The following is a 26,582-nucleotide window of genomic DNA, read 5'->3' on the forward strand; positions in this document are numbered from 1 at the left end:
ACGCCGATGAGATAGGTGTTCAGTGATTACGCCGCACGGCGACCGACAAAGGTCTCCACAGCCGCAGACAGGCTTTGCAGGGCATCGGTCACACGCCGGGCCGTGTCGTCCAGACGCTGATTGGCTTCGCGTGAACGCGCCACCTGGGCGGCCGCGTCCCGCACAGCCTGTTGCGTGGTGTCGGCATTGCGCGCAGCCGTGCTGGCGCCGTTTGAAATGGCGGCCGCCGCCGTACTCTGTTCATAAACTGCGCCGTGGATGCCCGCCGACAGGTTCTCGACCTCGGTCATGACGCCGGTGATCGTGCGGATAGCCTCAACTGTTTCCTGGGTCGCCGTCTGGATGGCGCTAATCTGGCTGACAATATCTTCAGTGGCCTTGGCCGTCTGATTGGCCAGCGACTTGACCTCGGTGGCGACGACGGCAAAGCCCTTGCCCGCGTCACCGGCTCTGGCGGCTTCGATGGTGGCATTCAGCGCCAGCAGATTGGTCTGTTGCGCAATAGCCTGAATGAGAGTGACAACATCGCCGATGCGGCCCGCCGCTTCGACCAGTTGCCCCACCTTTTGCGAGGCAAGTTCGCCCTCCTGTCCGGCCTTGCGGATGACGTCCGAGGCACTTTGCACCGACGCCGTGACCTCTTCGATGGTCGCCGCCAGTTGCGTTGTGGCTTCGGCCATATCCGCGACAGAGCCTGAAGCTTGCGCACTCGTCTGCGCCGCCTGCGCCGTGGCGCGCTCGGTCTGGCCGCCCAGGTCGCGCAGAGTGTGGCTAAGGTCGGTGAAGGTGCCAATATCGCTCTGAAGCGTGCCAAACAGGCCCCGCACCTGTTCCAGAAAGCGCTCGATGTCCTGCTGACCGGCGTCACGGCGCGCCAGAGCGGCCGCGGTTTCCTCAGCCTGCTGCCGGCGCATGGCCTCGCGTTCACGGGCGGCCTCACGCAGGTCCGTAACCGCACGGGCGATCAAGGCAATTTCGTCCTGCCCCGCAGTATGCGGAATATCACGATCCAGTTGCCCCTGAGCCACGTCACGGGCCGCCGAGGCGATCCTTTGAATCTTGCCCAGTTCGCGGCCCAACAGCGGATAAAGCACCGCAATGGTCGCCAGCAGCGTCCCGACCGCAAAGCCCAGTAGCAGAAACGCCTGCGCCCACAGGGCCTTGGTAATATCCGCCACCTTGGATACGCCGACGAACAGGATACCGATTACCTCACCCGCACCGTTACGGATAGGGGCATAGGCGGTCTGGTAATCTTCGCCCAGAATGGCCGCCTTGCCAAAATAGGGTTCTCCTCGGCTGATCGACGGCCATGCGGCACTGTCCTTACCCAGATTGGTGCCCACAGCGCGGTTGCCGTCCGGCTTAATAACATTGGTGCTCAGGCGCACAAAGTCGCCAGGCTTTTCCGCGTCGACGCCGAATACCGTGACGTAGCCCTTATTGATCTTGCCGGTCTCATCGACCAGCGTGTGATCCTCAGGTACCGTGATGCTCTCGGCGGTAACGCCGGTTACCACCCCGTCTGTGATCCCGACCTGTGCGCCATTGGCCTGCGCATAGCGGTCAGCGGCCACGCGCAGCGACCATTCGAGGTCGCGACGCACCTGAGCCTCAAGATTAGAGCGATAGTTGAAGAATTCGATCCCGGCGATGGCGAGTACCGCCACACTGACACACACAAATGCCGCCGAAAGAATACGGCCGCGGAAAGTAGAAAAAATCGACATGGTACGCCTCAGACAAACGGGAAAGCCTGAGTGCGACTATTTGTCGCTATGGTAACCAAGTTCTTAAAAGGCAGGGTTGCAAATAAAAAAAGGGCCGCCGAAGCGACCCTTTTGACAATCGATGCGACCTTCAGGCTTAAGCGGCCTTGGTCACCTTGTCCTTGAGGCCTTGCAGGCGCTCGGCCACAAGGAAGCTCAGTTCCAGCGCCTGATCGGCATTAAGGCGCGGATCACAGTGAGTGTGGTAACGGTGGCTCAGTTCGTCCTCGCTCAGGGCGTGCGCGCCGCCCAGACATTCAGTGACGTTCTGACCGGTCATCTCAAGGTGCAGGCCACCCGGATGGACGTTTTCCGACGCCGCGATGTCGATGAAGGAACGCACTTCCGATAGGATGCGGTCGAAGGGGCGCGTCTTGTAGCCGTTGGCAGCCTTGACGACATTGCCGTGCATGGGATCGATTGACCACACCACCGGCACGCCATGTTCGCGCGAAGCCTTCATCAGGCGCGGTAGGCGCTCACCCACCTTGTCGGAGCCAAAGCGGCCGATCAGGGTGAGACGGCCCGGAATACCTTCCGGATTGAGCGCGTCGATCAGGCGCTTCAGATCGTCAGGCTCCAGGGTCGGGCCGCACTTGACACCAATGGGGTTCTTGATCCCCTGCATGAAGTGGACGTGCGCGCCATCGAGCTGACGGGTGCGCTCACCGATCCACAGGAAGTGGGCCGAGGTGTCGTACCAGTCGCCGGAGGTCGAATCGACGCGCGTCAGGGCCTGTTCGTAATTGAGCAGAAGCGCTTCGTGCGAAGTGAAGAAATCGACCTGCCGGATTTCCTGCGCCTTGTCCGAAGTGATGCCGATGGCCGACATGAAGTTTAGCGTCTCGGAGATCTTTTCGGCCAGTTCGCGGTAACGCTCACCCTGCGGCGAGCCGGAGACGAAGCCCAGCGTCCACTTGTGGATGTTGTACAGGTCTGCATAGCCGCCATTGGCGAAGGCGCGCAGCAGGTTTAGGGTCGAGGACGACTGATGGTAGGCCTTGACCAGACGCTGCGGGTCCGGAATGCGCGCTTCAGGCGTGAATTCCATGCCGTTGATATTGTCGCCGCGATAGCTGGGCAGGGTCACGTCGCCGATGGTTTCAATCGGCGAGGAGCGCGGCTTGCCAAACTGTCCCGCAATGCGCCCAAGCTTAACCACCGGCTTGCCGCCAGCAAAAGTCAGCACGACGGCCATCTGAAGGATCAGACGGAAGGTGTCGCGGATGTTGTCGGCCGAAAATTCCTTGAAGCTTTCGGCGCAGTCGCCACCTTGCAAAAGGAAGGCTTCGCCATTGGCAACCTTACCCAGCGCGGAGGTCAGGCGACGGGCTTCACCAGCAAAGACCAGCGGCGGCAGCGTGGCGATTTCGGCCTCAGCGGCACGTAGCGCCGCCGCATCGGGGTAATCGTCAGGGATGTGGAGCGCGGGGCGCGCGCGCCAACTATGGGGAGACCAGGACTTGTTCATGGCCGCTATTTAAGCGGAGGGCGAAGCAAACTCAATATCCACAATCGTCGAAATCTGCCAAAACCGCTGAGAACACAGTATTTTATAGTATATTCCGCAACCATACGCCGGTTTTTAGATGTTTTGCGAGGCGGTACGCGCCATCAGATAGATGGCCGTCACCAGCGCCATTAGGGCCAACCACCATTCCTGCCAGATGCCGAAGCTGAGCTGCGCGATGACAAACACCGCTGAAAGAGTCGCCAGCGCGTAGGGGCGCGGATCGGTCTGTATCGGGGCAGCGGCTCTGGACAGTTCCCTCAGTTCAACAAAGGCAGCAGCCGGCGCTTCCGGGGCTCCGCGACCGATGCGCAGGATCAGCAGCACCCACACAGCCGCCAGCAGGAACAGGCCGATATAGCCTAGCTCCAGTCCGACCTGAATCGACATGTTGTGCGGATGCAGGGGAATGGGTTTACCGAAATGGCGGCTGGAATCGAAGCCCCAGCCTAGAAAAGGTTTTTGCAGGATTTTCTGAGCGGCGAACTCCCAGATATCGAGGCGCGCATCCCAGGAGGCGGGCAAGAACTGACGGATATTGTCCCCCCATCCCAGACGCCGGATGGCGTCGATTATCAGGGGGGTGAACAGAATCTTGAAGCCTAACAACGTCGCGATGATTTTGTATATGCTGAAGCCACCCACGACCGGGAAACGGCGGGCGACCCAGAACAGCGCCATCGAGACGATCAGGGCCAGCAAGGGGGCACTGGCCCCCGTCACCAGCGGTGCGAGCACACAGGCCGCCAGCGCGATCAGTTTCAGGATACGGAAACGGTGCTCTCCCGCCAGCATGACAGGCCAGTAAAGCAGTACGAAAGCGTAGGTCGCGAGCGACACCTTGACCATGGCAAGGTCCGGGCGGATGGGTTTATAAAGCGCCGCCGAAATCGCCTGATATAGGCTGGCACCGGACAGCGCATCCATGATAATCAGGCCGCACAAGCCGATATAGGTATAAAGAAGACCGGTCATCAGGCCAGAGGCCGTTTTGGGTGTCATCGACCACGCTGCAAGAATAAGAGCCCCGTACCAAACAGGCTGAAGCATGACCTTAAGCCATTCCTGATCTTCCCAGGTCTTGTACTGGCTGAAATCAGCCCCGCTATTGAGGTCGTAAAGCAGGGTCGAACGCGACACCAGCCAGAGCAACAGGATCAGAAGCAACACGCCTATCCAGCCAAACTGGCGCGCTTGTCGCCAGTAACCGAGGAGTAGCAACCCACCAAAAGTCGCCGTCAAGGCATAGCCAAGCGGTCCGGCATAAGTAAAGAACGCCAGAAAGACCAGCGTGATCCCCATGATCACAGCCGTGTAGGAGGGCAATTGCAATTTTGAGGCTTTAGCCGAGGTCATGTACACAATCTTTTCGCGAACACCCCGCTCTTACGTCAGAATTGGTGCAGGAATAAGACAAATAATGCTGCGCTGCAATATTTATCCCCAGCCCATGCCGGGTCTGACGCTTACGCCATGCGCTTGTCGCGTAGGGTGACAAACTCTTCGGCGGCCGTCGGGTGGACGGCGCAAGTGGCATCCCACTGGGCCTTAGTCAGGCCTGCCTTCACGGCAATGCCCGCCATCTGAATAATTTCCGCTGAGTCTGGCCCGACCATGTGCGCCCCCAGCACGACATCGGTCTTGTGATCCACGATCAGCTTCATCAGGGTGCGGCTTTCACCGGCCACAAAGGTCGTCTTCATCGGACGGAAACGTGCCGTATAAATATCAACGCGGATACCTTTGGCTACGGCGTCTTGTTCTGTCAGACCGACTGTGCCGATCTGCGGCTGCGAAAACACCGCCGTCGGGATATTGGCATAGTCATAGGCCATCGGATTGTCTTTGAAGGCCGTCTCGACAAAGGCTACGGCCTCGCGGATGGCCACCGGCGTCAGGTTGCAGCGATTGGTGACGTCGCCCACGGCAAAGATATGCTCAACCGCCGTACGCGAATAAGAATCAACCACCACGGCCCCATCGCGGTCCAGCTCAACCCCGACATCGGTCAGGCCCAGGCCGTTCGTGTGTGGGCGTCGGCCCGTGGCATAGAGCACCTGATCGACCGTCAGTTCGGTGTCGTCGGTCAGGGTAATCTTGATGCCTTTATCGGTTTTTTCGAGCTTTTTGGGGTCGGCGTGGCACATGACTTTAATGCCCTTCTTGCCGATCTCCTGCGTCAGATGCTCGCGCACTTCCTGATCAAAGGCGCGCAGGATCTGATCGCCGCGATAGAGAATATGCGTATCAATACCCCAGCCGTTCATGACACCGGCAAACTCAACCGCGATATAGCCGCCGCCCACGATGGCGATGGATTTCGGCAGCTTATCGAGCAGGAACATGTCGTTTGAGGTGATGGCCAGGGCGTGCCCTTCGACCTCTTCTGGCACAAAGGGCTGACCACCGACGGCGACTAAGATGGTTTTGGCCGTCACCTCATAGGGGGCATCGCCATTGGTAGGCGAAAGATGCACCGTGTGCGGACCGGTGAGTTTCGCCCAGGCGGGAATCAGGTCGGCCCCGGCCTTGACCAAATTTGCGGCGTAGATGTCCGACAGGCGCGACACCTCGGCCAGGTTGGCATTGCGGAACTTGGTCCAGTCGAAACGGCCCGTCTGCGCCTCCCAACCGAAGCCCCGCGCATAGGCCACCTGCTCCGGCACTTCTGATGCATAGACCATGAACTTTTTGGGGACGCAGCCGCGCACCACACAGGTGCCGCCGGGTTTGTCGCCTTCGGCCACGCCGACTTTAAGGCCCAACTGCGCGCTCAGCCGCGCCGCGCGCACCCCGCCGGAGCCAGCCCCCAACACAAAAAGATCATAGTCGAATGTAGACATGTCGCGCTTTCTTACGGATGGAGGATATCGACGCCGCTATCAGTGCCGATCAGCGCAACGTCGGCCAGATCGAGGAACAGGCCATGATCAACGACCCCCGTGGTGGCTTTCAGTGCGCTGGCCAGACCGGAAGGATCAAGGATCGCCCCGCACGGCACGTCAAAGATAAGATTCCCGCCGTCGGTCACAAAGGACTCGCCGCCTTTTTTCCGCAAAACCGGCAATTTGGCGATGTCGAACTCACTCAGCACGTCGCAGATGCGGTTGATCGTGCCCTTATAGGCGAAGGGCTCGACCTCGATCGGCAGGGCAAAGGCCCCCAGCGTGGCCACGTGCTTGGCCGCATCGGCGATAACGATACAGCGATCAGCCATCTCCCAGATCAACTTTTCGCGCAGCAACGCCCCGCCGCCGCCCTTGATCAGAGCCAACCCGGAACCAATTTCGTCCGCGCCATCGACGCAGACGTCCAGCTTGCCCACATCGTTGATATCCTTGATTTCCAGCCCCAACGACTGCGCCAAATGCGTCGTCTGGTTCGAGGTAGAAACGAGCGTCAGCTTCAGTCCGTCTCGCACCGCGTCGGCCACGGCCTTGACGAACCAGGCGGCGGTGGAGCCGGTGCCAAGCCCTACCTTCATGCCGCTCTCGATATGGTCGATAGCCGCTAGACCGGCGGCCTGTTTCTGCGTATCGGCGGACATGACTTAACCTTTCTTTTGGGCGGCTTTTTCCGCCGTCCTTCGTTCACGGAATGCCTTGGCCCATCCAGCCTTTTCGGTCTGCAGTGACCGCTCAAAGGCCAGTGCATCGGCCGGCACATCCTTCGTAATCACCGAACCCGACCCAGTAATGGCCCCGGCCCCCACCGTCACCGGCGCAACCAGCGAGGCGTTAGAGCCGACAAAGGCCCCTTCGCCGATCACCGTGCGGTGTTTGAAATATCCATCATAATTGCAGAAGATAGTGCCCGCACCGATATTGGCCTTCGCGCCGACCTCGCCATCGCCCAGATAGCTCAGGTGATTGGCCTTGGCCCCCTCACCGATCCTGACGTTCTTCACCTCGACGAAATTACCAATGTGCACGTCCTTGCCAATGTCGGCCCCAGGACGCAAACGGGCATAGGGACCGATCAGCGCCCCTTCGGCAACGCAGGCCCCCTCAAGGTGCGAAAAGGCCCGGATCACTGCCCCTGAGGCAACGCTCACACCTTCAGCAAAGACGACATTGGGCTCGACCACCACGCCCGGCGCGATTTGTGTATCCCACGACAGGAAGACCGTCTCCGGCGCGGGCATCGTAACGCCATTCAGCATCAGCGTCTTGCGGCAGCGCGATTGCCAGATGGCTTCGGCAGCGGCCAGTTCGACCTGAGAATTAACGCCAGTGACGTCTTCTTCGCCGACGAAACAGACCTTCGGTTTCAGCCCGCGTGCTTTGGCTATACCCACCACATCGGTCAGGTAATATTCTCCCTTGGCATTGTCGTTGCGCACTTCATCAAGCAGCGAAAACAGAGTGGCACGATCCGCCGCTAGCACTCCGGAATTGCAAGCGCGGATAGCCAGCTGTTGCGCCGTCGCCTCCTTGGCCTCGACAATGGCGCTGAGATTGTCCGCCCCTTCGATAACCAGACGGCCATAGGCCCCCGGATCGGCGGCCTCAAAACCCAGTACCGCCAGATCAGCCTTATCGGCCAGATCAAACACGGTCTTGAGCGTCTGCGTGTCAATCAGCGGGCAATCGGCATAGGAGACCACGACCTGACCTTCGAAATCACTCAGCGCCACCTTGGCCGCCAGCACAGCGTGGCCAGTCCCCAGCGGCGGGTCCTGCACTACCACGTTATCGGCCCCCAGACGCTGACGCGCGCTGTCGCCCACCTGCGGCGAATGCGCCCCGACCACGACAACAATCCGCTCACAGTCAAGACCTTCGGCCGCGTCGATCGCCAGGTCCATCATGGCGCGCCCCGCTACCCGGTGCAGCACCTTGGGCAGAGGCGATTTCATGCGCGTGCCCTGCCCAGCCGCTAGAATGATAGCGGCGCGTTTGCGGTTTTGGCTCATTGTCGTGATTCACCTGTTGCCGTTTGGCCCGATTTAGACCAAAGCACCGGCGAATTGAACGTCAAAAACATCGGCCGGAGCGATTTTGCCTATGACGACCCTTCCCGACCTCAGCGGATTCGGTATCGCCTTCGATCTCGATGGCACGCTGGTGGAAACCGCGCCGGATATTATCGGCACGCTGAACACCATTCTGGCCGAATACGACGTGCCGCCCTTCCCCTACGAAGCCGCACGCAGTCTGGTTGGGCGCGGGGCGCGCTCATTAATACAGCGGGGCTTTGCGGCGGCCAATGTCCCTTTGAGCGAAGAGGCCGAACTGCCCATGGTCGGGCGCTTTCTCGACCTCTATCGTGAACGCATTGATCAGGAAAGCCACGCCTTTGCGGGGCTCGAGGGCGCTCTGGATCAACTGAGAGCCGCCGGTGCCCGATTGGCCGTCTGCACCAACAAGCCGACGGCACTGTCGGAACTACTGCTAACCAAACTCGGTCTGATCGAGCGTTTCGGCTCGGTGCGCGGGGCGGATAGCGTGCCGCTCAAAAAACCCGATCGCGGTCACCTGAAGGCCTGCGCCGTCGACCTCGGCCTGCCGCTTGATAAAATGTTGCTAATCGGCGATTCCGAAACCGACTATCTGACGGCGCAAAACGCCGGCGTTCCTTGCGTGCTGGTTAGCTTTGGCTATTGCGACACGCCAATGGAAGCGATGTCGCCTGCGGCCCTGATCGACCATTTCGACGAACTGCCCACAGCCATCGCCTCTATCCTTCGATAAAAGGTCTTGTCAGGGCGGCGCGCAGCGACTAATAAGCCCGCTCCCAGCTTTGGATGGACGCGTAGCTCAGCGGGAGAGCATTCGCTTCACACGCGAAGGGTCACAGGTTCAATCCCTGTCGCGTCCACCATTCCCTCGTTTCGTCCGAAAAATCGAAATTGATCCTCGAGTTTACGCTCAGAGGTTTCGCCGCACCTTGTTCAAGATGGTCTTCACCCTCCCGGCACCGCACAGGTTGCGCTCCCGCTGGATCTCAAAAAGCACAGCGTTAGATCATCAACAAATTCTCGCAAGTCGTTTCGACCCTACCCTAATCGCCGACGCCCGCTTGGGCCCTTTGATTTTCGTTTAAGTTGTTACACTTACGCCCGCTTGGTCGCTTCGGCGCTGTCAGTCTCGTCGTCGGTCAGTATGCGTTCCAGTTCCTTCTGACTCAGGCGCGTGAAGTTTACCAGATCGGGCTCGGAGTCGAAAAACGCGAAGGATTTTCGCAGCGTCACAATGTCATGCTGCAAGAAGGCCTGCGCGCGGCGTTCGACCTGGGCTTTGGGCGCGCCCATGGTGATCAGGGCTTCACGCGCCACCGCCATCGACGAGTCTAGGGTTTCGCGGTGGTAGTAATCCACCCCCGCCCGGTCCAGCTCATAAGCGTGGCGGCGGTTACGCGCACGGGCAAACACCTTGAGATGCGGGAAATTTTCCTTGGCCAGTTGCACGATCTTCACCGCGCCTTCAGCATCATCAATGGCCACAATCAGCATCCGCGCCTGATCGGCCCCGGCACTACGCAGCACGTCAAGGCGCGTGGCGTCGCCGAAATAGGCGCGGTTGATACCGAAGCGTTGCAGAAGCTGGATCTGGTCCGGATTGTTCTCCAGAATGGTCACCATCACCCCCTGCGAGCGCAGAAAACGGCCAATGATCTGACCAAAGCGACCGAAACCGGCGATGATGACGCTGTTGCGTTCTTCGATAGGATCGGGCGCACGTTCCGGCAACAGCGACAGGAAGCGTGGCACAACGTAGCGGTTAAATAGCTCAAGACAGATGGGGGTGATGCCAATGGAAATGGCCACCACAAGCGTCAGAAACCGCCGCAGATCGGGCGTCAGAAGGCCTAACTGCCCCGACAACTGAAACAGCACAAAGGCGAACTCCCCACCCTGCGCCAGAGACAGGGCCAGACCCGATCCGGCGATGTTATCCATACCGAACCGCCGCGCCAGAGCGTACAGAATCAAGCCCTTAATGGCCATCAGCCCGAAGACCGCCAGCATCAGCTGCACCGGTTGCGTGAGCAGACGATCGACGTCCATGCCCATCCCGACCGAGATAAAGAATAGGCCGAGCAACAGCCCCTTGAACGGCTGAATGTCGGTTTCAATGGTAGTCTTATAGGGGGAGTTGGCCAGAACGACGCCGCCCAAAAACGCGCCCAATGCCGGCGACACGCCGACCAGTTGCATCAAAAGCGTCACCCCGACCACCAGCCCCAGCGAGGTTGCCGTGAACACTTCGCGCAGATTGGTGCGCGCAATACGCGGCAGGAAGTGGCGCGACAGAAGCTGCCCACCCGCAATGACCATGGCAATTGTGGACAGGCCCGCCAGCGCCTGCGCCCAGACCGGCAGGTTTTCCACTAGACTGGCCCCATGCGCTTCCGGGACCTGTCCACTACCGGCAGCCAGAAGCGGGATGATGATCAAGATAGGAATAACGGCGATGTCCTGGAACAGTAGGACGGAGAAGGTCGTTTCGCCAACCTGGGTCTGCATCAGATGCTTTTCCTCTAGCATCTGAAGCACAAGCGCCGTGGATGACATGGAGAGCGCCATGCCGATGGCCAGCGCCGTTTCCCAACTCAGATTAAAACCGAACTTGCTTAGCGCCATGATCGCGCCCATCAGGGCCAGCGAGCACAGAACCACCTGAAGTCCTCCCATGCCGACAATGGTGCGGCGCAGCCGCCACAGCAGCGCGGGCTCAAGCTCAAGGCCGATGAGGAACATCATCATCACCACGCCGAATTCGGCAAAATGCATGGTTGAGGTGACACGATCAATGAAGCCAAAGCCAGACGGTCCGATCAGGATGCCCGCGATTAGATAACCCAGCACGGCCCCCAGCTTGAATCGTGCCGCCAGCGGCACGACCAGACAGGCCGCCGCCAGAAACACAAACACATTGAGCAGTAATCCCGTATCCACGCGCCGTCTCCGCAATCGTCGTCAGAAGATAGGGGCGTTCGGGGGGCTTTAACAATAGCTTGACTCGCAAAAAGGATTCCCGGGACCGCTGCGGTTGACAGGCCGCCGACGGTCGTCTCAACTGTCATTATGAGTGACCCTTCGTCTTCGGACCTCTTCATCCTGACCGAACGTGGCGGACCGCTGGTTATCGCTGCACCACATGTCGGGACCTACCTGCCGCCGGACATTGCCGCCCGGCTAAACCCTGTGGGCCTGTCGGTGATGGAGACAGACTTCCACGTCCATCGGCTGTACGATTTTGCGGCAGAGATTGAGGCGACCACCCTGTTCGCCACCCATTCGCGCTATGTGGTCGATCTCAACCGCGATCCGCACTCCTCGCCTCTCTATCCGGGGATGTTTGAAACCGGCCTTTGTCCCCTGAGCGATTTCGACCGCAACCCCATCTATCTCGAAGGGCAGGAACCAAGCCTTGCCCAGACCGAACAGCGGCGTTTTCAGTACTGGTTCCCCTATCACGCCCGGCTGGAGGAGGTGCTGGAGGCGACGCGACAGCGTCACGGCTTTGCGCTTCTGATTGACGCGCATTCGATCCGTCCGTCCATCCCGCTACTGTTTGACGGTGCCCTGCCCGACCTCAGCTTCGGGTCCGACAGCGGACGCACCCTGCCGCCTGTAGTGATTGAAGCCCTGCAAAGCTGGATGCAGCGCACAAGCGACTGGACTAGCGTGCTGGATGGACGTTTCAAGGGCGGCTTCACCACGCGCGGTCACGGCCGCCCGGAAGATAAGATTTACGCGCTGCAAATTGAAATCGTACAGAGCTGCTATCTCGACATGGATGACCCCACCCGTTTCGACCCACAACGCGCCCGGCCTTTGTCGCAAACGCTGAAACCGTTGCTGGAGATCTTGATTTCGGCGGCGAAACAGGCCAAGTGAGCCGCAAAATTCCCAAGCTTCTCCGGAGAGCCTCATGAGCGCGCGCGGCAATATTATCGACGGCTTCGGCTATGCCAAAGGTCTGCGCGAACGCATCGCCGGGCGCGTAGCCACCTTGAAGGCCGAGCACGGCCTGACGCCTTGTCTGGTGGTGGTGATCGTCGGCGAAGACCCGGCCAGCCAGATCTATGTGAAAAACAAGGGCGAGACGACGAAGGCCGTCGGCATGGAAAGCCGCACTATCGTTTTGCCGGCGGACACGACCGAGGCCGATCTTCTGAAACTGATCGGTGAACTGAATGCTGACACCGGCGTCAACGGCATACTGGTGCAACTGCCCCTGCCGGCGCACATGTCATCGCTTAAGGTCATAGACGCTATCGACCCGCTGAAGGATGTCGATGGCTTTCATGTGCAGAATGCCGGGCGTCTGGCGGTCGGCCTCGACGCCATTGTCCCTTGCACGCCGCTGGGCTCGCTGATGCTGCTGAAAGACGCGCTAAAGACACACGATGACGGCAATCTGTCGGGCCTCAATGCTGTGATCGTTGGGCGCTCCAACATCGTGGGGAAGCCGATGGCGCAGCTTCTGCTCAATGAAAACTGCACCGTGACGATCGCCCATTCGCGCACCGCGAACCTGCCGGACCTGTGCCGCACCGCCGATGTGCTGGTCGCCGCCGTGGGGCGTCCGAAGTTCATTCAGGGCGACTGGGTGAAGGACGGGGCCTATGTCATCGACGTCGGCATCAACCGCATCGAGGTTGACGGCAAGAACAAGATCGTCGGCGATGTCGATTTCGACGCCGCCCTGCCGCGTGCTACGGCCATCACGCCCGTGCCGAAAGGCGTTGGTCCGATGACCATTGCCTGCCTGCTCAACAATACCCTGCAAGCTGCCTGCGTACAGCACGGCCTGCCCGTCCCCGGCGACCTGTAAAACATGAGCGCGGGTGTCGTCATTATAGGGGCGGGGCACGCCGGCGGATCGGCGGCGGCCTTCCTGCGCCAGTACGGGTACGAAGGTCCGATCACCCTGATCGGGGATGAGCCGCACCTGCCTTATCAGCGTCCGCCCCTGTCGAAGGCCTGGCTGAAAGGCGAGGCGTCAGGCGATGACCTCTATCTGCGGCCGCAAAACTTCTATGACGAAGCCAATATCGCCGTTTGGCTGGAGCGCCGCGTCGTGGCCATCGACACGCAGCATAAGACGGTCACCATCGACGGCGAAACGATCGCCTATGAGCACCTGATCATCGCCACCGGCTCAAAGGCGAGGCCTTTCGGCTGTCCGGGCACGGATGAAACGCCTTATCACCTGCTGCGCACCATCGTCGATGCCGAATGGCTCAAGCCGCACCTGAAGGCCGGGCAGCGCATCGGCCTGATCGGCGCGGGCTATGTGGGGCTGGAAGTCGCCGCCTCAGCACGCAAGCTCGGCAGTGCAGTGACGGTGTTTGAGCGCGAAAGCCGCATTCTGGCACGCGTCGCCTCGCCCGTCCTGTCCGACGCCTTTACGCACATCCACGGCGATAACGGCGTCACCCTGATCACCGGGGCGGAGGTGGTGCGCGTCAGCGCCGAAGGCGATTTGCGCTGCGTGCATATGGCCGACGACAGCGTGCATCGATTCGATGTGCTGCTGGTCGGTATTGGCGCGCTGCCCGCCGATGATCTGGCGCAAGCCGCTGGTATCGCGTGTGCAAACGGCATCGTCGTCAATCACGAAGCCCGAACCTCGGTCCCGGATGTGTTCGCCATCGGCGACGTGACCTCGCGCGAAGTCAAGCCGTGGTACGAGGGCCGCTATCGGCTGGAAAGCGTGCCGAGCGCACTGGAGCAAGCCAAGCAGGCCGCCGCCGCCATCACCGGCTTCAAGGCTCCACCGCCCGAAGTGCCGTGGTTCTGGTCTGATCAGTACGACTATAAGCTCCAGATCGCGGGCCTGATGCGCCCTGGTGCCAAACTGATCACGCGCGGCGATCCCATGACGGGGGCGTTCAGCGTGTTTCACCTGAACACCAATCAGCAGGTTATCTGTGTGGAAAGCGTCAACCGCCCAGCAGACTTTATGGCGGGCAAGCAGTTGATCCATAAGGCGGTGGCGGTCGAAGACAACGTCATCGCCGATGCGGAGTCCACACTGAAACCCTATTTGCAGGCTGCCCGCTAAAACCTGCTGCGTTGCGGCAATTTAGGCATGACACAGGGCGGCGTTTCAGTCTAGCTTTCAACAGATACGCGAACGGGAGAGACCGATGCCGTCGAAGATATATTCGGACGCGAAGAGTGCGCTGGAGGGGCTGACGTTTGACGGGATGACGGTGATGGCCGGGGGCTTTGGCCTTTGCGGTATCCCGGAGAACCTGATCGGAGCCCTGCGCGACACGGGCGTGACCGGGATCACCGCCATTTCCAACAATGCCGGGGTCGATGGCTTCGGGCTGGGGATGCTGCTCAATACGCGTCAGATCAAAAAGATGATCTCGTCCTATGTTGGCGAAAACAAGGAGTTCGAGCGGCAGTACCTGGCGGGCGAGCTGGAGCTGGAGTTCAATCCGCAGGGCACCCTGGCGGAACGGATTCGGGCCGGCGGAGCCGGGATTCCGGGCTTCTATACCGCCACCGGCGTTGGCACGCTGGTTGCCGAAGGCAAGGAGCTGAAAGAGTTCAACGGGAAGACCTTTGTTCTTGAGACAGGATTGGTCGCCGACCTCTCCATCGTCAAGGCGTGGAAAGCCGATGAACGCGGCAATCTGATTTTCCGCAAGACGGCGCGCAATTTCAACCCGATGATGGCCACCGCCGGCAAGGTCTGCGTCGCCGAGGTCGAGGAGATCGTGCCGGTGGGGTCGCTCGATCCCGACTGCATCCATACGCCAGGCATATATGTCGATCGCCTGATCAAAGGCACGTTTGAAAAGCGGATCGAACAGCGCACCGTGCGTCAGAGACAAGGAGCCTGATCATGCCCTGGACACGTGACCAACTCGCTGAGCGCGCCGCTAAAGAACTTCAGGACGGTTTCTACGTCAATCTGGGCATTGGCATCCCGACCCTGGTAGCCAACCACATCCCGCAGGGCATGACCGTCACCTTTCAGTCAGAAAACGGTATGCTGGGCATGGGCCCCTTCCCCTATGAGGATGAGGTCGACCCCGACCTGATCAATGCGGGCAAGCAGACCATCACCGAACTGCCCGAAACAAGCTATTTCTCGTCGTCGGACTCGTTCGCCATGATCCGCGGCGGCCATATCGACCTGACCATTCTGGGAGCGATGGAGGTCGGCGAAAACGGCGACATCGCCAACTGGATGATCCCAGGCAAGCTGGTCAAGGGCATGGGCGGGGCGATGGACCTCGTCGCCGGGGTGCAAAAGGTCGTGGTCGTTATGGAACACGCCAACAAACACGGCGAATCCAAAGTGCTGAAACGCTGCGACCTGCCCCTGACCGGAGCCGGCGTGGTCGATCTGATCATCTCGACTTTGGGTGTATTCGAGGTCAAGCCCGATGGCTCAGGCCTTATCCTGGTCGAACTGGCCCCCGATGTGACACTCGAATACATCGCCGCCCAGACACAGGCCTCCTACGAGGTGGCGCTGCGCTAAGGGTTACGAGATTAGCCACAGAAAACAAAAAGACGCGAAAAGGTGCGGTATCGATCTTGTCCGGAGGCAACTATTAAACCGCACAAAGACACACTAAGCGCGTCGCGCCTTAGGTTTAATATCGCATTCCGTGTTTTTTGTTTTTCGTGGTAAAACCCGCTATGCCCCGGACTTACTCGCCCGCTTGATAACGCCGGAGAAGGTCATGACCATGCGGTCGCCGACCTTAATCTGACCCCGGCCGAAGATGGTCGATTGGCCAGCACGGGTAATCTCACCTGTGGCAATCACGATGTCACCCAGATTGCCAGGGCTGAGGAACTGCGCATCCAGTTGCATGGTCACGCCGCCTGAGGTCTGCAAATTGTCCAGCGCAAACACATAAAGCGCCGTATCGGCCAGAGAAAGCAGACAGCCCCCGTGCATGATACCGCCGCCATTGAGGTGTCTTTGCTCGACCTTAAGCGCCACCTGCATCTTGCCGTCGGCGCCGGGCAGATAATAAAACGGCCCTATATGGTTGACATAGTCGTCATGGAAGGGCGAAAGGAACCACCCTTTGAAATCGCCGTCCTTGACCTGAAGCGGTTTGGGCTGATCGGCCATTTGCATACCTCGTTTAAACACGCACAAAAGAGTTAGGCCCGTCATGGCGAACCCGGTGGAAGAGCTGATTGTTGAACTCCTCACGGAGTTGGGAGATAAGGAAACCCTGAGTCCTAATCAAGTCGCCAAAACCATAAACGCCGAAAACTGGCGACGCCAGCTACCGCAGGTGCGTGCCGCCATAGGGCAACTCGTAGAAGCCGGGCGTATCGAAGTGGTGCGCAAGGGCAAGGTGGTCGCATTCGACGGTATCCGCGGCATCTGGCGTATCCGACTGGCGGGCGCGGCGTAAGCCCGCTCCTGATCAAGGTCACCCGCTTGTTTCAATGCGGCCGGCCTGTCTATGGTAATATGTGACTTAAGCGCGAATGTGTTGAATAAATCCGGCGCCTATTGTCTCCTTATTTCAGGAACCTTATCTTTTCGCCGTTATATCCGCTATTGATTGAAGACTGGCGCATAACGCGTTTTGCTTTTACCCTCAGGTTTAATGTCGAAGGCTGATTTTAAAATTGAGACGCCGCCGGGTGGGGAGGCAAGGGTCGTCAGCCTGACAGGTGACTGGACCGCCATTGGTCTGCGCGACGCAGGAGAACGGCTGAAGTCCGCTCTCAAGTCAGCTTCTGCGGTCCGCGTCGAAACGGATGATTTGAAGGGCTTTGATACGGCCGGAGCTTATGCCTTGCGTACCGCTCTGGGCGCGCTTGGCGACGATGCCTTGTTTTCGCATGATCCACGCCTGAGTGCCGTCTATGAGCTGATCCGTGATATCCAGCCTCAGGTGGTTGAGGCACAAAAAAAGACGGCCCAGCAGAAAGCCCATCCGATCATTGCCGAACTGGCGCAACTGGGGCGAAACACAGAGGACGTATTCAACGATCTGCGCGATCTTAACGTCTTTATTGGGCAGTTGATCGTCACCGCCTTTATGTCGCTCGTCACACCGGGACGCATTCGCTGGACACCACTCGTGGCGCAGATGCAACAGGCGGGTTTCGGGGCGCTGATGGTAGTCTGCGTCACCAACTTCTTCGTCGGCGCAGTGATCGCGTTTCTGGGCATCTTACAGCTTCAGCAGTTTGGGGCCGCCGTCTTTGCGGTCGAACTGATCGGCATTTCGGTCCTGCGTGAATTTGGCCCGGTCATCGCGGCTGTGCTGATCGCCGGGCGCTCGGCCTCGTCCTTCACGGCCGAAATCGGTGCGATGAAGATGAATCAGGAAATCAGTGCCATGCGCGTTATGGGCATCAACCCTTTTGATGCCCTGATCTTCCCACGCCTTGCCGCCCTGGTCCTCACCATGCCGCTGATCACCTTCGCAGGGTCCATGGCCGGTCTTCTGGGCGGTTTCGTCGTAGTGTGGGCACAACTGGGTTATGGGCCGCACTTCTTCTCGATCCGGATGACTGAGTACGTGCCCTTCGTGAACTTCTTTGTCGGCATGATCAAGGTGCCGCTCTTTGCCATTGCCATTACCATTATAGGCTGCCGACTGGGCATGAACGTCACTGAAGACGTCATCTCATTGGGCCGTCAGGTGACGCGCGCTGTTGTGCAGGCCATTTTTACGATCATCCTCATAGATGCGATCGTCGCCATGATGTTCAACGGGTTTAACTTCTGATGACCGAAGCCCCCGCACCCGTTTCCGCCCCCCCCACCCATCCCCTCGTCATCGAAGGACTGCGCAATCAGTTCGGTGCCAATATTGTGCACGACAACCTTGACCTGACGGTCGACCGCGGCAAGGTCATGGGTGTGGTTGGCGGCTCCGGCACCGGCAAGACGGTGCTACTCAACTCGATCCTTGGGCTGCAAAAGCCCTCCAAGGGGGCGATACACCTGTTTGGAAAGGACATCACGAAGCTCAGCGAAAAGCAACTACGCCTGACGCAATCACGCTTTGGCGTGCTGTTCCAGAGCGGGGCGCTGTTTTCGGCGCTCAGCGTAATCGAAAATGTCTGCGTGCCCCTGACCGAATACGCGAAGCTGAAACCCGCACAAATGCGCGAAGTCGGCCTGATGAAGATGGCCTTGGCGGGCTTGCCGCTCGATGCCGCTGACAAGCGGCCGTCAGAACTGTCAGGGGGCATGATCAAGCGCACGGCTTTGGCGCGTGCGCTGGTGCTTGATCCGGAGTTGCTGTTCCTCGATGAGCCGACCGCTGGCCTCGACCCCATCGGGGCAGCGGCGTTCGACGCGCTGATCCGCGAACTGTCGGACAGCCTGAACCTGACCGTTTTCATGATCACCCACGATCTCGACAGCCTGTACGCCATCTGCGATGAAGTGGCGGTGCTGGCCGACAAACGCGTGGTGGCACAGGCCCCACCAAAAGTACTGGAACAATCCGACCACCCGTGGATTCATGAGTATTTCAACGGCCCGCGTGGGCGGTCTTCGCAAAGCCGAGGGACGGGAGACGCGTCATGACATGCCGAGGTTATGTCCACGTCTACACGGCGACCCTGAACGGCATACGCGCCGTGACGAGAGGAGAGTAAATGGAAAGACAGGCCCATTACGCGGTTGTCGGACTGATCACCCTGGTGCTCACCGCGGCCGCCTTTGTCTTTGCCTTCTGGCTGATTCAGGGAAGTTTCAACGAAACCTATTCGGAATACGACGTGGTTTTCAACTCTTCGGTCAATGGTCTGACCGAGGGCGGCGAAGTGCATTTCAACGGCATCAAGGTCGGCGAGGTCAAGGAGCTACGTCTGGGTAAGGCCAATACGGCTCAGGTTATTGCGACCGTGCGCGTCGATTCCTCAACCCCTGTGCGCGTTGATTCCACCGCCGTGCTGGAGCCGCTGGGCGTCACTGGCCTCAACTATATCCAGATTTCGCCGGGCTCCAAGGAAGCGGCACTGCTCAAGCGTGAGCCCGGTATCGGCGCCCGCAACCCGATTATTCGAGCCACCGAAAGCCGTCTGGACAAGCTGCTGGCGGGGTCGGGGGGCGTGATAGAGAGCGCCTATGAATCGCTCAACCGTATCAATCGTCTGATGTCCGATGACAATCTCAACGCCTTTTCCAAGACGATGAAAAATATCGAAGACATTACCAGCGATATTGGTGAAGTCACCGAAGACCTCAAACAGCGCAAGCAACTGTTGGATGACGCTCACGAGGCCATTGTGCAGGCCGGCATCGCCGCTGAGAACCTGTCCAAGCTGGCCAATTCGGCCGATGTGCTGGTCAAGGACCGTGTGCCGCAGACCATGAACCGCATCGACGACGCCGCTGCCAAGCTGGCCGATGCCGCGACCGAGGTCGCCAACCTGTCGAAGGTGGCACAAGGGCCGATCAACGAAGTGTCCGAGACCACCCTGCCCGCTCTATCGGATAGCCTGCGCAACCTCAATCAGGCCACCCGCTCCGTCGAAGACCTCGTTGAAGAGGTTCGCGCCAGTCCGCAGGGCCTGATCGGCAAACCCAAGGCCAAAGAGAGAAAGGTCAATCCGTAATGATGACGCGCGTTACACGTCGCTCTTTGAGCCTCGGTCTGCTGACCGCCGGTCTGGCCACCGGCCTCAGCGGCTGCATTACCCTACTGCCCGAAGTGAAGCCGGTGCAGCTTTACAGCATCCGCTTCAATCCGGCCCTGTTGGAAAAAGACGAGGTAAAGGCCCCGCCTGCCTCGCCGGACGCCCGACCGGCCGACGTCTTCGTCAATTTCGATGGCTTTCCCCGTGCCGCCGCCGGAGACCGTATCGTGACCATAGAAGGCAACGAGGTTTCCTACGTGTCGGGCGGCCGTTGGGCCAGCACGGCGCAGGGCCAGTTCCGTGACCTCATGTCTGAAGGCTTTGCACGGCACGCTAGTCCTGAGGTGCGTCTTGGTGATCAGGGCCGTGTGTCCGGCAATTACCGGCTTGACATCAATGTCCGACGCTTTGAAGCGGTTTATGCCAAGCGCCGACCAACCGTCGTTGTGGCTCTGGATGCGCGACTAGTGCGGCTGAAAGACCGGCAGGTGATGGCGGAAAAATTCATATCCTCAGAAATCGTCGTGCGTAAGGGCAGTCTGGGGCCGATGATCGAAGGGTTTGAAAGCGCCGCATCACGTGTGACGGTGGACGTAATCGCTTTCACCGAAACGGCAGTGGGTGAGGCAAAAGCCAAAGAGGCCGCGGTGGAGATACCGGCACCCGCCCAGTAACAAAAAAGCCCGGTCGTTGAACCGGGCTTTTTTATTGACCGTGCCTCAGGCCGCTTGAAGGGTTGATTTGCCACCCCGGCGGCGGCCGCGCGCATCGCGGTCCAGACGCTCATACAGATAGATCAGATCTTCGCGCGGCGCGAACGGCACCTGAGTCAAAAAGCGTTCGATCATACGGGCCTGAAAGCGAAACACGTCGGGATCGGTATTTTCGCTGGCCAGCGAGTGATATGTGTCCACGGCAATACGGAAGGTCTGGAACATACGCGCCGGAAGGCCCGCCCGGTCATAGATGGCGCGCAATCCCAAGGCCCCGGCATCATGCACCATCAGCCAGCAACGATCGTGCGGCACTCCCGACAGCTCCGCCAGAGCGTGCTCAAAGAAGGCCATATGTCCGCGCGCTAGCGCTCGCAGCATCAGGGACGGTGTCATGCGTCCGGCAATGACAAGGTGGCGCGCCAGAGCCGCTGGATCGCGGCTGGCACCCGTCTGATCGGCGACGTCCAGTGTGGCGCGCTCCTGCGTCGCCTCGGTGATCTGCACCGCCGTCTCCGGCTGGATGGCGTGGCGGGACACCAGTTGTTCCTTAAGCGACTGGCTGACCATATGGATAAGCTTTTCGGTCACGGCGACCGGCAGGTTCCGGCGATTGATCAGCGTATTCTGTACAATTTCGGACTCTCCAAAACGTTCCAGCACCGCATCCATCCCTGCACTGCTGAACACGGCTTGATTATTAGCGCAGGCGATCAACACGGCCTCTTCGACGCCGTGCTCGGCCAAAGCCGTGGTCACGGTTTCCGACAAAGTCTCGCGACGTGCCACCGCCATCTGACGCGCAGGCCCTCCAGAGCGGATTATGTCAGCCAGATCTTCGTCCGTAAACACCGGGGAGTAGCTTAGGACGGGTATGGCCACCGCCTGCACGTCGCGCGACAGGCGCAAGGCGACGTCGTGTGGCAGAAGGCTGGAAGTGCGCAACGTGACAGCCAGCGACTTGCGCACCAGCTCGGCGGCATCGTCAGCCAGCAGGCGGATGATTTCCTGCGCGGCGGCACGCTCGACTTCGCTCAATTCGCTGCGCTCCATCAGGCGGCATACCTTATGGGTGGCGACAGCACGATCATCGGCATTGTCACTTCTGACCAGACGGGCGACGTCCGTTTCGGAAAGCAGGTTACGCGAAGCGGTCATGGGAGGAGGTCCTGATCATCTCGTACCGGACGAGTCTAGACGGCACGTCTTGCAATTGTCCGCTCCGCCCCTTAACGAATCCTTACCGACACCCGCGTGAGGGCCTGATCACCTCTCAAAAATTAACTTTTCCGGTTTTGGTAACGGGACCGCAATCTGTTTGCGCCATTCTGGGGCCATGTCAGAGCCCACGTCCCCCTCATATGCCGAAGCCGAGGTCGTTCTCACGCAAGAACAGATCGCGCTTGATTACGGTCTGAAGGCGCAGGTGCGCCTGTTGCCCTATGCGCTTGGCTTTTTTGCCATCGGCCTACCAGTCTATATCTGGGGTGCCAACTATTTTATGTCGCCCCTTTACATTGCGCAGAATATTGGGCTGTTTGTCTGCGTCTGGGCAGCGTTTTTTTTACTTAAACCCTCGCTGAAAACCGACGCCCGCCCCACTCGTCAGAGTCTCAATGTGCGGCTGAGACGGCAGTGGCTGTGCGGGGCCTTGTGGTCGCTGAGCCTTCTGGCGGCATCTTTGAATTGCATCGGCGGCGGTCAGGCCGCACAGGTCTTCGCGACCATCTGCGCCGGGGCCGCGGTGGGCATCATCTTTTTCAGCGCCCCGGTCCTGCTGTTCCTGCTGACGCTTGCGCCGCTGGCCATGGCCGGCCCTATACTGGCTCTCAATCTGACCCATCCGGATGGCGCCTGGACGAGCCTGATTACAGGTGGACTGGCCATGGCACTGGCGCTGGGCTTGATCATGAACCGTCATCTGCAGGAACATTATCAACTGGCCTTCGCGCAACTGCGCACCCTCGAGGAGCGCGAGGCCGCCCGAACCGCCCGCGACGCCCTGACCCGCGATCAGATGGCCCTGATGAAGACTTTGTCGCGCGAAATCGCCACAGGTCTGCGCAGCGTGGATCAGACGCTGGGGCAGGGTCTGTCGCACCTTAGCCGGGCTCCCGCCCCGCGCCATTATGTCGAAAGCGCACGCAGCGAAATCGACCATCTGCTGGGGCTGATCACCACTACGCTGGATGAGGGGGAAGCCCGCTCAGGCCAAATGGTGCTGGACCTGCGGCCGTTGGATATCGAAGGCCTGGTCCGTGAGGTCACCGCCGGTTTCCAAGAGATGGCCGACGCCAGAGGGCTGGATCTCACACTCACCCTGCCGCCCCGCCCCGACGCAGGAGCGGCCATCGGTGATGCGCCGCGTGTGGAGCAGATTCTGTCGCATCTGCTGGCTAATGCCTTGCAATATACCCCAAAGGGCAAGGTCGAGGTTCGGCTGCTGCCACCCTCAGACGGGCATCTGCGGGTGGAGGTGGTGGACTCCGGGCCGGGGCTTGAGCCCGACGAACTGCATCGTGCCTTCCTGCCGCATGAGCGTATTGCGCGCACCTCCGCCGGTTATTCCGGAGCCGGGCTGGGTCTGAACCTATCGCGGCGTCTGGCCGAGTTAATGTACGGTAACGTCGAGGCCCAGAGCACACCGGATGTAGGCTCCAAATTCTGGCTGGAGCTACCGTTTGATCCGACCGCTATACCCCCGCGTCTGATTGACGAGGCTGTCACACCAGTTGCGGAGTCCGTCAGCGGCCTGAAGGTCATGCTGGTATCCAACGACTCTCTGCGTTCGGTTGAATTGCGCGATACGCTGGAAGGGCTGGGGCATCGCTGCCTGACCGCCACCACACGCCCGCGCGCCGTCTCTCTGGCCGCAAAGGGGGATATCGACGCCGTGCTGATTGCCACGGGTGCGTTCGAGGATCTGGACAATGCAGCCAACCGCCAGAAGGTGGGTGAATGGTTGGAGCGACTCCGGGCGACACAGACCCGCGAAACCCTCAACATTCTGGCCCTTTTGCCGGATGGTCAGCAAGCGGAACCTTTGAGTGAAATGGGCGTGCGCCCCCTGCTGATTCCGCAAACGGAGGACGCCCTGCGCCGTGCGCTTAGCGCCTGAGGGTTGCCAACTCACGTTGCAAGTTGGCGCGGGCTTTCGTGTCCAGAGGCTGGAATGCCGGTGTAAGAAACAGACGTTCTGTGGCCAGCATGGGCTCGATAAAGCGCGTCACACGCCCCATGCGATAGGTTTCAATGCCATAGACGGGCTCGTACTCCTGACGCACCCCGTCGGCATAGAGGGCATAGTCAGCCCACGAGGCGCCGAGTATGGCCATGTCGAGATCGAGGAATTGATCCGTGTCAGTATCGCCCGTGCCCCGATGCGTTTTAGTCGCCTCAATCAACGCCGCCACCTTGTCCAGGAGGGAAACATCTAAGCAATCACTCAATCGTTGATAAGTCGCCTCGGCGCTACGCATCTCATTATCCACCCGCGCAGGATCATAGATGACGTCGTGGAAAAAGATGGCCAACGCCACAGCGTCAGGCTCACGCCAGAAAAGGCCGCCGCCGCCGTCGAACATGGCTGAGATATGGCTCAGACGATGATAATAGCGATGGGGTTCCTGGTATTGAGTAGCCAGCCACTGCCAAGTTTCCACGCTAAGCCTGTCTGGCCATCCAAGCCGCGCCGCCAGATCGTTCCAGCGATCGCTTAGCTGAACCATGAGCCGTTCCCGCCCTCTTCGCTCTTGTCCTTTTCCGGACCGAAGGCCGAAAGCAGTTGCGTGGCGAATAACAGACTCTGATCGCTCGTACCATTGCCAAAGGCGATATTGAGCAACTGGGCGTCCGATTGTACGCGTTGCAAACGCGCCAGAAGATAACCGTTGCCATTGGCTTCCATCGGCGTGTCGCTGTCGGGCACATTGGGCAGGTCCATCTGCAACGCCCCTCCGGCTTTGGAATTGAGATTGGCCATCAACTGGGCGGCGCTGACCGGCGCGCCATTGCGGTAGAAGATCGAACGGTTGGCGTTAGCCGCCGCCGGAAACAGGCTGGCCGCCGTCGCACTCGGCCGCCGCTCCACCGCTTCAATCAGGTTGGCGGCACCCGCGGGCCCCAGAAAATGCGCGGCATAAAGCTCACCCGCCGTTGGGTTGCGGCCCGTACGGCCTTTCAGATAGGCGGCATTGCCTGCGGTCATCTCCGCTGCCATGGCCGCCGCCGCGTCCTGATTGTAGCGCAGGCCCAGCACCTGCTGACGCGCCTGCGAGTCGGCTACATAATATTGCCCGTTGCCGCTCTGACGAATGGCGTCGGCATAGCCGCCATAGCCGTGCTTGCCGCCATGTTTTTTGACGGTCGCCAGCCAGGTCTGTTCTATGAATTGAAACAGCCCTGCCGCCGACGAGGTCGGGGCCTTGGCATTGGGGTTCAGTGAGCTTTCGCGCTGAGCGGTTTTCAACAAGTAGCTGAAATCCACGCCCGTCCTCTGGGCCGCCCGCGTGATGGCAGACACCACACTCTGCTTTCGCGGCGAAAGGCCGGAAGAGTCGGGAACGGGAGACGAAGGGCCGGACATGAAAGGCGCGCATTAACCAAAAGATGGGCAAATTTTGCCCGACGAAGGTTAACGACATGTGAATCAAAAACGCTGCGGTGCGTAGGCCTCCGCGCCTTCCGGCGGTTCCTGCCCGGTTATCAGGGCCGTCAGCACAGTGGCGGCATAGGGGCCATATATCCAGCCATTACGGCGCATTCCGGCGGCGACGTAGACGCCGCTAACGTCGCGCCCGATCAGCGGCCATTGATCCGGTGTCGCGGCCCGCACCCCAACGCGCGGCGTAACGTCACGAAGCGCCGACACGGACGCAGGCGTGAATTTACCCGCCTTGTCTTTCAGCGACTCAACGACGCCCGGCTCCACCGCCTCATCGGCCTTACCGGCCTGCATGGTGGCACCAAACTTGGTCAGGCCATCGAGAAACACCCAGTAGCCCCAGGGCGAACGCACCATGCGCCCGGCCAGTGCCGGGTCGCAGCGTCCCTCACGATCGAGCAGATGTCCCTTGATGGGTGTCAGGACCTTCAATGACGGTACAGAGTCTGCAAAGGTCGCCGCCCCATACCCGGCGCAGACCGCCACATGCCCGGCCTGATGCACCGATCCGTCGGACAGTTCGACGCTGTGGGCGGCTACCTTAGAGACATTGCCCTCGACCCAACGCCCGCCCCGCGCTTCGAACTGCGTTTTCATAAAGGCCAGCACCGGCGCGGCCGCCATCAGCCATTCGCCGACAATCTCGATACCGTGCAAAGGCGCATGAAACCCCAGTTTGGCGAGGTCTTCTTCGGCCATCACCTGCCCCTTGGCCCCCAAGGCGGTAAAGCGCGCCATCATGCCGTCAGGCGACGGCCCCGCCTCACCCGACCACACCCAAACGGCGGGCTGCGCCATTTCAAGAATTTCCGACAATCCCAGATCAGCCGCAAAGGCGGGCCAGTGCTTTTGCGCCGCGACATAGCGGACATAGGACATCTCCGGCTGCGCTTCGGTTAGGGCTTCCATCGCTGGGGCAATCATGCCCGCCGACAGGGCCGAGGTGGTGTCTTCGACCCCATCCCTGGCAATCAGGGTCACCGCCAGACCGTAATCCAGCGCGCGCAGAGCGAGGCTGACGCCGGTAATGCCGCCACCAATGACGATAAGGCTGAAAGATGAAGACATAGGCATATCCTTTTCAGGCCTGCCTTATAACCGGATTTGCCCGCAGGACCAGAGCCCACGCGATCATCGCGTCAATACGTCCGTGGACGATCGAATTAACCATGCCGTAGGTTTTTTGGGAGGCTTTTATCACGATGGTACCGTCTGCTGGTTTCGAACCAGCTACCTCCAGAGCCACAATCTGGCGCTCTACCAAGTGAGCTAAGACGGCAGACCATCGTGAGGGCCGATCCTCTAAACCGCGACGGCCCTCCAATCAAGGGGTAATTTCACACGCCGACGCAATAAGCGGTGAAAAAGCGGTTCC

The 26,582-nt window shown here is 60.0% G+C and carries 24 protein-coding genes and 2 tRNA genes; 13 read left to right on the top strand and 13 right to left on the bottom strand.

The features are described 5' to 3' along the window. Positions 1-26: 26 nt before the first annotated feature. The 6 genes from ASTEX_RS07505 to glmU all read right to left on the bottom strand — a co-directional run bounded on the left by ASTEX_RS07505 (position 27) and on the right by glmU (position 8,194). Positions 27-1,730, bottom strand: coding sequence for a methyl-accepting chemotaxis protein (locus ASTEX_RS07505; RefSeq protein WP_013479009.1), 1,704 nt, complete (start codon positions 1,728-1,730; stop codon positions 27-29). Between the two features lie 136 nt (positions 1,731-1,866). Then, positions 1,867-3,240: a class II 3-deoxy-7-phosphoheptulonate synthase gene (locus tag ASTEX_RS07510; protein ID WP_013479010.1), complete on the bottom strand. Its 1,374-nt coding sequence runs from the start codon at positions 3,238-3,240 to the stop codon at positions 1,867-1,869. A 114-nt stretch (positions 3,241-3,354) separates the two neighbouring features. Next, entirely contained in the window at positions 3,355-4,635 is a 1,281-nt protein-coding gene (locus ASTEX_RS07515; protein WP_013479011.1) for an O-antigen ligase family protein, read from the bottom strand. 110 nt (positions 4,636-4,745) lie between these two features. After that, on the bottom strand, positions 4,746-6,122 hold the full coding sequence (gor, locus tag ASTEX_RS07520; RefSeq protein WP_013479012.1) for a glutathione-disulfide reductase: 1,377 nt from the start codon (positions 6,120-6,122) through the stop codon (positions 4,746-4,748). Between the two features lie 11 nt (positions 6,123-6,133). After that, a complete protein-coding gene (gene rpiA, locus ASTEX_RS07525; RefSeq protein ID WP_013479013.1) occupies positions 6,134-6,826 on the bottom strand; it encodes a ribose-5-phosphate isomerase RpiA in 693 nt (230 codons plus the stop codon). 3 nt (positions 6,827-6,829) lie between these two features. Next, positions 6,830-8,194 (bottom strand): bifunctional UDP-N-acetylglucosamine diphosphorylase/glucosamine-1-phosphate N-acetyltransferase GlmU, encoded by a 1,365-nt coding sequence (gene glmU, locus ASTEX_RS07530; protein WP_013479014.1) that lies wholly within the window; start codon positions 8,192-8,194, stop codon positions 6,830-6,832. 91 nt (positions 8,195-8,285) lie between these two features. Here glmU and ASTEX_RS07535 point away from each other — a divergent pair, with 91 nt between their 5' ends. Together ASTEX_RS07535 and ASTEX_RS07540 are read left to right on the top strand one after the other, a co-directional pair. Beyond that, on the top strand, positions 8,286-8,972 hold the full coding sequence (locus ASTEX_RS07535) for an HAD-IA family hydrolase (RefSeq protein WP_013479015.1): 687 nt from the start codon (positions 8,286-8,288) through the stop codon (positions 8,970-8,972). 55 nt (positions 8,973-9,027) lie between these two features. Then, a tRNA-Val gene (locus ASTEX_RS07540) sits at positions 9,028-9,102 on the top strand. A 232-nt stretch (positions 9,103-9,334) separates the two neighbouring features. Here the strand turns inward: ASTEX_RS07540 and ASTEX_RS07545 are convergent. Continuing rightward, entirely contained in the window at positions 9,335-11,179 is a 1,845-nt protein-coding gene (locus ASTEX_RS07545; RefSeq protein WP_013479016.1) for a monovalent cation:proton antiporter-2 (CPA2) family protein, read from the bottom strand. Between the two features lie 129 nt (positions 11,180-11,308). On the opposite strand from ASTEX_RS07545, the gene ASTEX_RS07550 reads away from it, so the two are divergent. The 5 genes from ASTEX_RS07550 to ASTEX_RS07570 all read left to right on the top strand — a co-directional run bounded on the left by ASTEX_RS07550 (position 11,309) and on the right by ASTEX_RS07570 (position 15,737). Next, the gene (locus ASTEX_RS07550; protein WP_013479017.1) at positions 11,309-12,124 is read left to right on the top strand and encodes an N-formylglutamate amidohydrolase; all 816 of its coding nucleotides are present in this window, start codon (positions 11,309-11,311) and stop codon (positions 12,122-12,124) included. Positions 12,125-12,158: 34 nt separating this feature from the next. Then, positions 12,159-13,064 (top strand): bifunctional methylenetetrahydrofolate dehydrogenase/methenyltetrahydrofolate cyclohydrolase FolD, encoded by a 906-nt coding sequence (folD, locus tag ASTEX_RS07555; RefSeq protein WP_013479018.1) that lies wholly within the window; start codon positions 12,159-12,161, stop codon positions 13,062-13,064. Between the two features lie 3 nt (positions 13,065-13,067). After that, positions 13,068-14,297, top strand: coding sequence for an NAD(P)/FAD-dependent oxidoreductase (locus ASTEX_RS07560; RefSeq protein ID WP_013479019.1), 1,230 nt, complete (start codon positions 13,068-13,070; stop codon positions 14,295-14,297). Between the two features lie 85 nt (positions 14,298-14,382). Further along, positions 14,383-15,090: a CoA transferase subunit A gene (locus ASTEX_RS07565; RefSeq protein ID WP_013479020.1), complete on the top strand. Its 708-nt coding sequence runs from the start codon at positions 14,383-14,385 to the stop codon at positions 15,088-15,090. A gap of 2 nt (positions 15,091-15,092) precedes the next feature. Then, complete coding sequence (locus ASTEX_RS07570) at positions 15,093-15,737, top strand: 3-oxoacid CoA-transferase subunit B (RefSeq protein ID WP_013479021.1); 645 nt, start codon at positions 15,093-15,095, stop codon at positions 15,735-15,737. Positions 15,738-15,896: 159 nt separating this feature from the next. Here ASTEX_RS07570 and ASTEX_RS07575 read toward each other — a convergent pair whose 3' ends face one another. Further along, positions 15,897-16,343: a PaaI family thioesterase gene (locus tag ASTEX_RS07575; RefSeq protein ID WP_013479022.1), complete on the bottom strand. Its 447-nt coding sequence runs from the start codon at positions 16,341-16,343 to the stop codon at positions 15,897-15,899. A gap of 43 nt (positions 16,344-16,386) precedes the next feature. Between ASTEX_RS07575 and ASTEX_RS07580 the strand changes: the two genes are divergently transcribed. The 5 genes from ASTEX_RS07580 to ASTEX_RS07600 all read left to right on the top strand — a co-directional run bounded on the left by ASTEX_RS07580 (position 16,387) and on the right by ASTEX_RS07600 (position 20,505). Further along, on the top strand, positions 16,387-16,635 hold the full coding sequence (locus ASTEX_RS07580) for a histone H1/H5 family protein (protein WP_013479023.1): 249 nt from the start codon (positions 16,387-16,389) through the stop codon (positions 16,633-16,635). A gap of 198 nt (positions 16,636-16,833) precedes the next feature. Further along, positions 16,834-17,967, top strand: coding sequence for an MlaE family ABC transporter permease (locus ASTEX_RS07585; protein WP_013479024.1), 1,134 nt, complete (start codon positions 16,834-16,836; stop codon positions 17,965-17,967). Then, positions 17,967-18,776 (top strand): ABC transporter ATP-binding protein, encoded by an 810-nt coding sequence (locus ASTEX_RS07590; protein ID WP_013479025.1) that lies wholly within the window; start codon positions 17,967-17,969, stop codon positions 18,774-18,776. The genes ASTEX_RS07585 and ASTEX_RS07590 overlap by 1 nt, the downstream gene beginning before the upstream one ends. Positions 18,777-18,847: 71 nt before the next feature. Next, positions 18,848-19,810, top strand: coding sequence for an MlaD family protein (locus ASTEX_RS07595; RefSeq protein ID WP_013479026.1), 963 nt, complete (start codon positions 18,848-18,850; stop codon positions 19,808-19,810). Beyond that, positions 19,810-20,505: an ABC-type transport auxiliary lipoprotein family protein gene (locus ASTEX_RS07600; RefSeq protein ID WP_013479027.1), complete on the top strand. Its 696-nt coding sequence runs from the start codon at positions 19,810-19,812 to the stop codon at positions 20,503-20,505. Before ASTEX_RS07595 ends, ASTEX_RS07600 begins: the two co-directional genes overlap by 1 nt. A gap of 45 nt (positions 20,506-20,550) precedes the next feature. Here the strand turns inward: ASTEX_RS07600 and spbR are convergent, their stop codons facing one another. Next, positions 20,551-21,702: a SpbR family protein gene (spbR, locus tag ASTEX_RS07605; protein ID WP_013479028.1), complete on the bottom strand. Its 1,152-nt coding sequence runs from the start codon at positions 21,700-21,702 to the stop codon at positions 20,551-20,553. A 178-nt stretch (positions 21,703-21,880) separates the two neighbouring features. Between spbR and ASTEX_RS07610 the strand changes: the two genes are divergently transcribed. Beyond that, on the top strand, positions 21,881-23,662 hold the full coding sequence (locus tag ASTEX_RS07610) for an ATP-binding response regulator (protein ID WP_013479029.1): 1,782 nt from the start codon (positions 21,881-21,883) through the stop codon (positions 23,660-23,662). On the opposite strand, the gene ASTEX_RS07615 is transcribed toward ASTEX_RS07610, so the two are convergent. The 4 genes from ASTEX_RS07615 to ASTEX_RS07630 all read right to left on the bottom strand — a co-directional run bounded on the left by ASTEX_RS07615 (position 23,652) and on the right by ASTEX_RS07630 (position 26,486). After that, positions 23,652-24,272, bottom strand: a complete 621-nt coding sequence (locus tag ASTEX_RS07615; RefSeq protein ID WP_013479030.1) for an HD domain-containing protein — start codon at positions 24,270-24,272, stop codon at positions 23,652-23,654. The two genes, ASTEX_RS07610 and ASTEX_RS07615, sit on opposite strands and share 11 nt — an antisense overlap. Then, positions 24,260-25,066 carry a transglycosylase SLT domain-containing protein gene (locus ASTEX_RS07620; protein WP_245532486.1) on the bottom strand — a complete coding sequence of 269 codons (807 nt, stop codon included), beginning with the start codon at positions 25,064-25,066 and terminating at the stop codon, positions 24,260-24,262. Before ASTEX_RS07620 ends, ASTEX_RS07615 begins: the two co-directional genes overlap by 13 nt. Positions 25,067-25,192: 126 nt before the next feature. Next, a complete protein-coding gene (locus ASTEX_RS07625; protein WP_013479032.1) occupies positions 25,193-26,275 on the bottom strand; it encodes an NAD(P)/FAD-dependent oxidoreductase in 1,083 nt (360 codons plus the stop codon). Between the two features lie 135 nt (positions 26,276-26,410). After that, positions 26,411-26,486, bottom strand: a tRNA-His gene (locus ASTEX_RS07630). Positions 26,487-26,582 lie beyond the last annotated feature (96 nt).

The organism is Asticcacaulis excentricus CB 48 (genome assembly GCF_000175215.2).
Classification (GTDB): domain Bacteria; phylum Pseudomonadota; class Alphaproteobacteria; order Caulobacterales; family Caulobacteraceae; genus Asticcacaulis; species Asticcacaulis excentricus.

What these genes read in the sequence shown, in the direction of transcription:
- ASTEX_RS07505 (WP_013479009.1), bottom strand. Translation starts at nt 1,730, where the DNA reads ATGTCGATTTTTTCTACTTTCCGCGGCCGTATTCTTTCGGCGGCATTT.
- ASTEX_RS07510 (WP_013479010.1), bottom strand. Translation starts at nt 3,240, where the DNA reads ATGAACAAGTCCTGGTCTCCCCATAGTTGGCGCGCGCGCCCCGCGCTC.
- ASTEX_RS07515 (WP_013479011.1), bottom strand. Translation starts at nt 4,635, where the DNA reads ATGACCTCGGCTAAAGCCTCAAAATTGCAATTGCCCTCCTACACGGCT.
- gor (WP_013479012.1), bottom strand. Translation starts at nt 6,122, where the DNA reads ATGTCTACATTCGACTATGATCTTTTTGTGTTGGGGGCTGGCTCCGGC.
- rpiA (WP_013479013.1), bottom strand. Translation starts at nt 6,826, where the DNA reads ATGTCCGCCGATACGCAGAAACAGGCCGCCGGTCTAGCGGCTATCGAC.
- glmU (WP_013479014.1), bottom strand. Translation starts at nt 8,194, where the DNA reads ATGAGCCAAAACCGCAAACGCGCCGCTATCATTCTAGCGGCTGGGCAG.
- ASTEX_RS07535 (WP_013479015.1), top strand. Translation starts at nt 8,286, where the DNA reads ATGACGACCCTTCCCGACCTCAGCGGATTCGGTATCGCCTTCGATCTC.
- ASTEX_RS07550 (WP_013479017.1), top strand. Translation starts at nt 11,309, where the DNA reads ATGAGTGACCCTTCGTCTTCGGACCTCTTCATCCTGACCGAACGTGGC.
- folD (WP_013479018.1), top strand. Translation starts at nt 12,159, where the DNA reads ATGAGCGCGCGCGGCAATATTATCGACGGCTTCGGCTATGCCAAAGGT.
- ASTEX_RS07560 (WP_013479019.1), top strand. Translation starts at nt 13,068, where the DNA reads ATGAGCGCGGGTGTCGTCATTATAGGGGCGGGGCACGCCGGCGGATCG.
- ASTEX_RS07565 (WP_013479020.1), top strand. Translation starts at nt 14,383, where the DNA reads ATGCCGTCGAAGATATATTCGGACGCGAAGAGTGCGCTGGAGGGGCTG.
- ASTEX_RS07570 (WP_013479021.1), top strand. Translation starts at nt 15,093, where the DNA reads ATGCCCTGGACACGTGACCAACTCGCTGAGCGCGCCGCTAAAGAACTT.
- ASTEX_RS07575 (WP_013479022.1), bottom strand. Translation starts at nt 16,343, where the DNA reads ATGGCCGATCAGCCCAAACCGCTTCAGGTCAAGGACGGCGATTTCAAA.
- ASTEX_RS07580 (WP_013479023.1), top strand. Translation starts at nt 16,387, where the DNA reads ATGGCGAACCCGGTGGAAGAGCTGATTGTTGAACTCCTCACGGAGTTG.
- ASTEX_RS07585 (WP_013479024.1), top strand. Translation starts at nt 16,834, where the DNA reads ATGTCGAAGGCTGATTTTAAAATTGAGACGCCGCCGGGTGGGGAGGCA.
- ASTEX_RS07590 (WP_013479025.1), top strand. Translation starts at nt 17,967, where the DNA reads ATGACCGAAGCCCCCGCACCCGTTTCCGCCCCCCCCACCCATCCCCTC.
- ASTEX_RS07595 (WP_013479026.1), top strand. Translation starts at nt 18,848, where the DNA reads ATGGAAAGACAGGCCCATTACGCGGTTGTCGGACTGATCACCCTGGTG.
- ASTEX_RS07600 (WP_013479027.1), top strand. Translation starts at nt 19,810, where the DNA reads ATGATGACGCGCGTTACACGTCGCTCTTTGAGCCTCGGTCTGCTGACC.
- spbR (WP_013479028.1), bottom strand. Translation starts at nt 21,702, where the DNA reads ATGACCGCTTCGCGTAACCTGCTTTCCGAAACGGACGTCGCCCGTCTG.
- ASTEX_RS07610 (WP_013479029.1), top strand. Translation starts at nt 21,881, where the DNA reads ATGTCAGAGCCCACGTCCCCCTCATATGCCGAAGCCGAGGTCGTTCTC.
- ASTEX_RS07615 (WP_013479030.1), bottom strand. Translation starts at nt 24,272, where the DNA reads ATGGTTCAGCTAAGCGATCGCTGGAACGATCTGGCGGCGCGGCTTGGA.
- ASTEX_RS07625 (WP_013479032.1), bottom strand. Translation starts at nt 26,275, where the DNA reads ATGTCTTCATCTTTCAGCCTTATCGTCATTGGTGGCGGCATTACCGGC.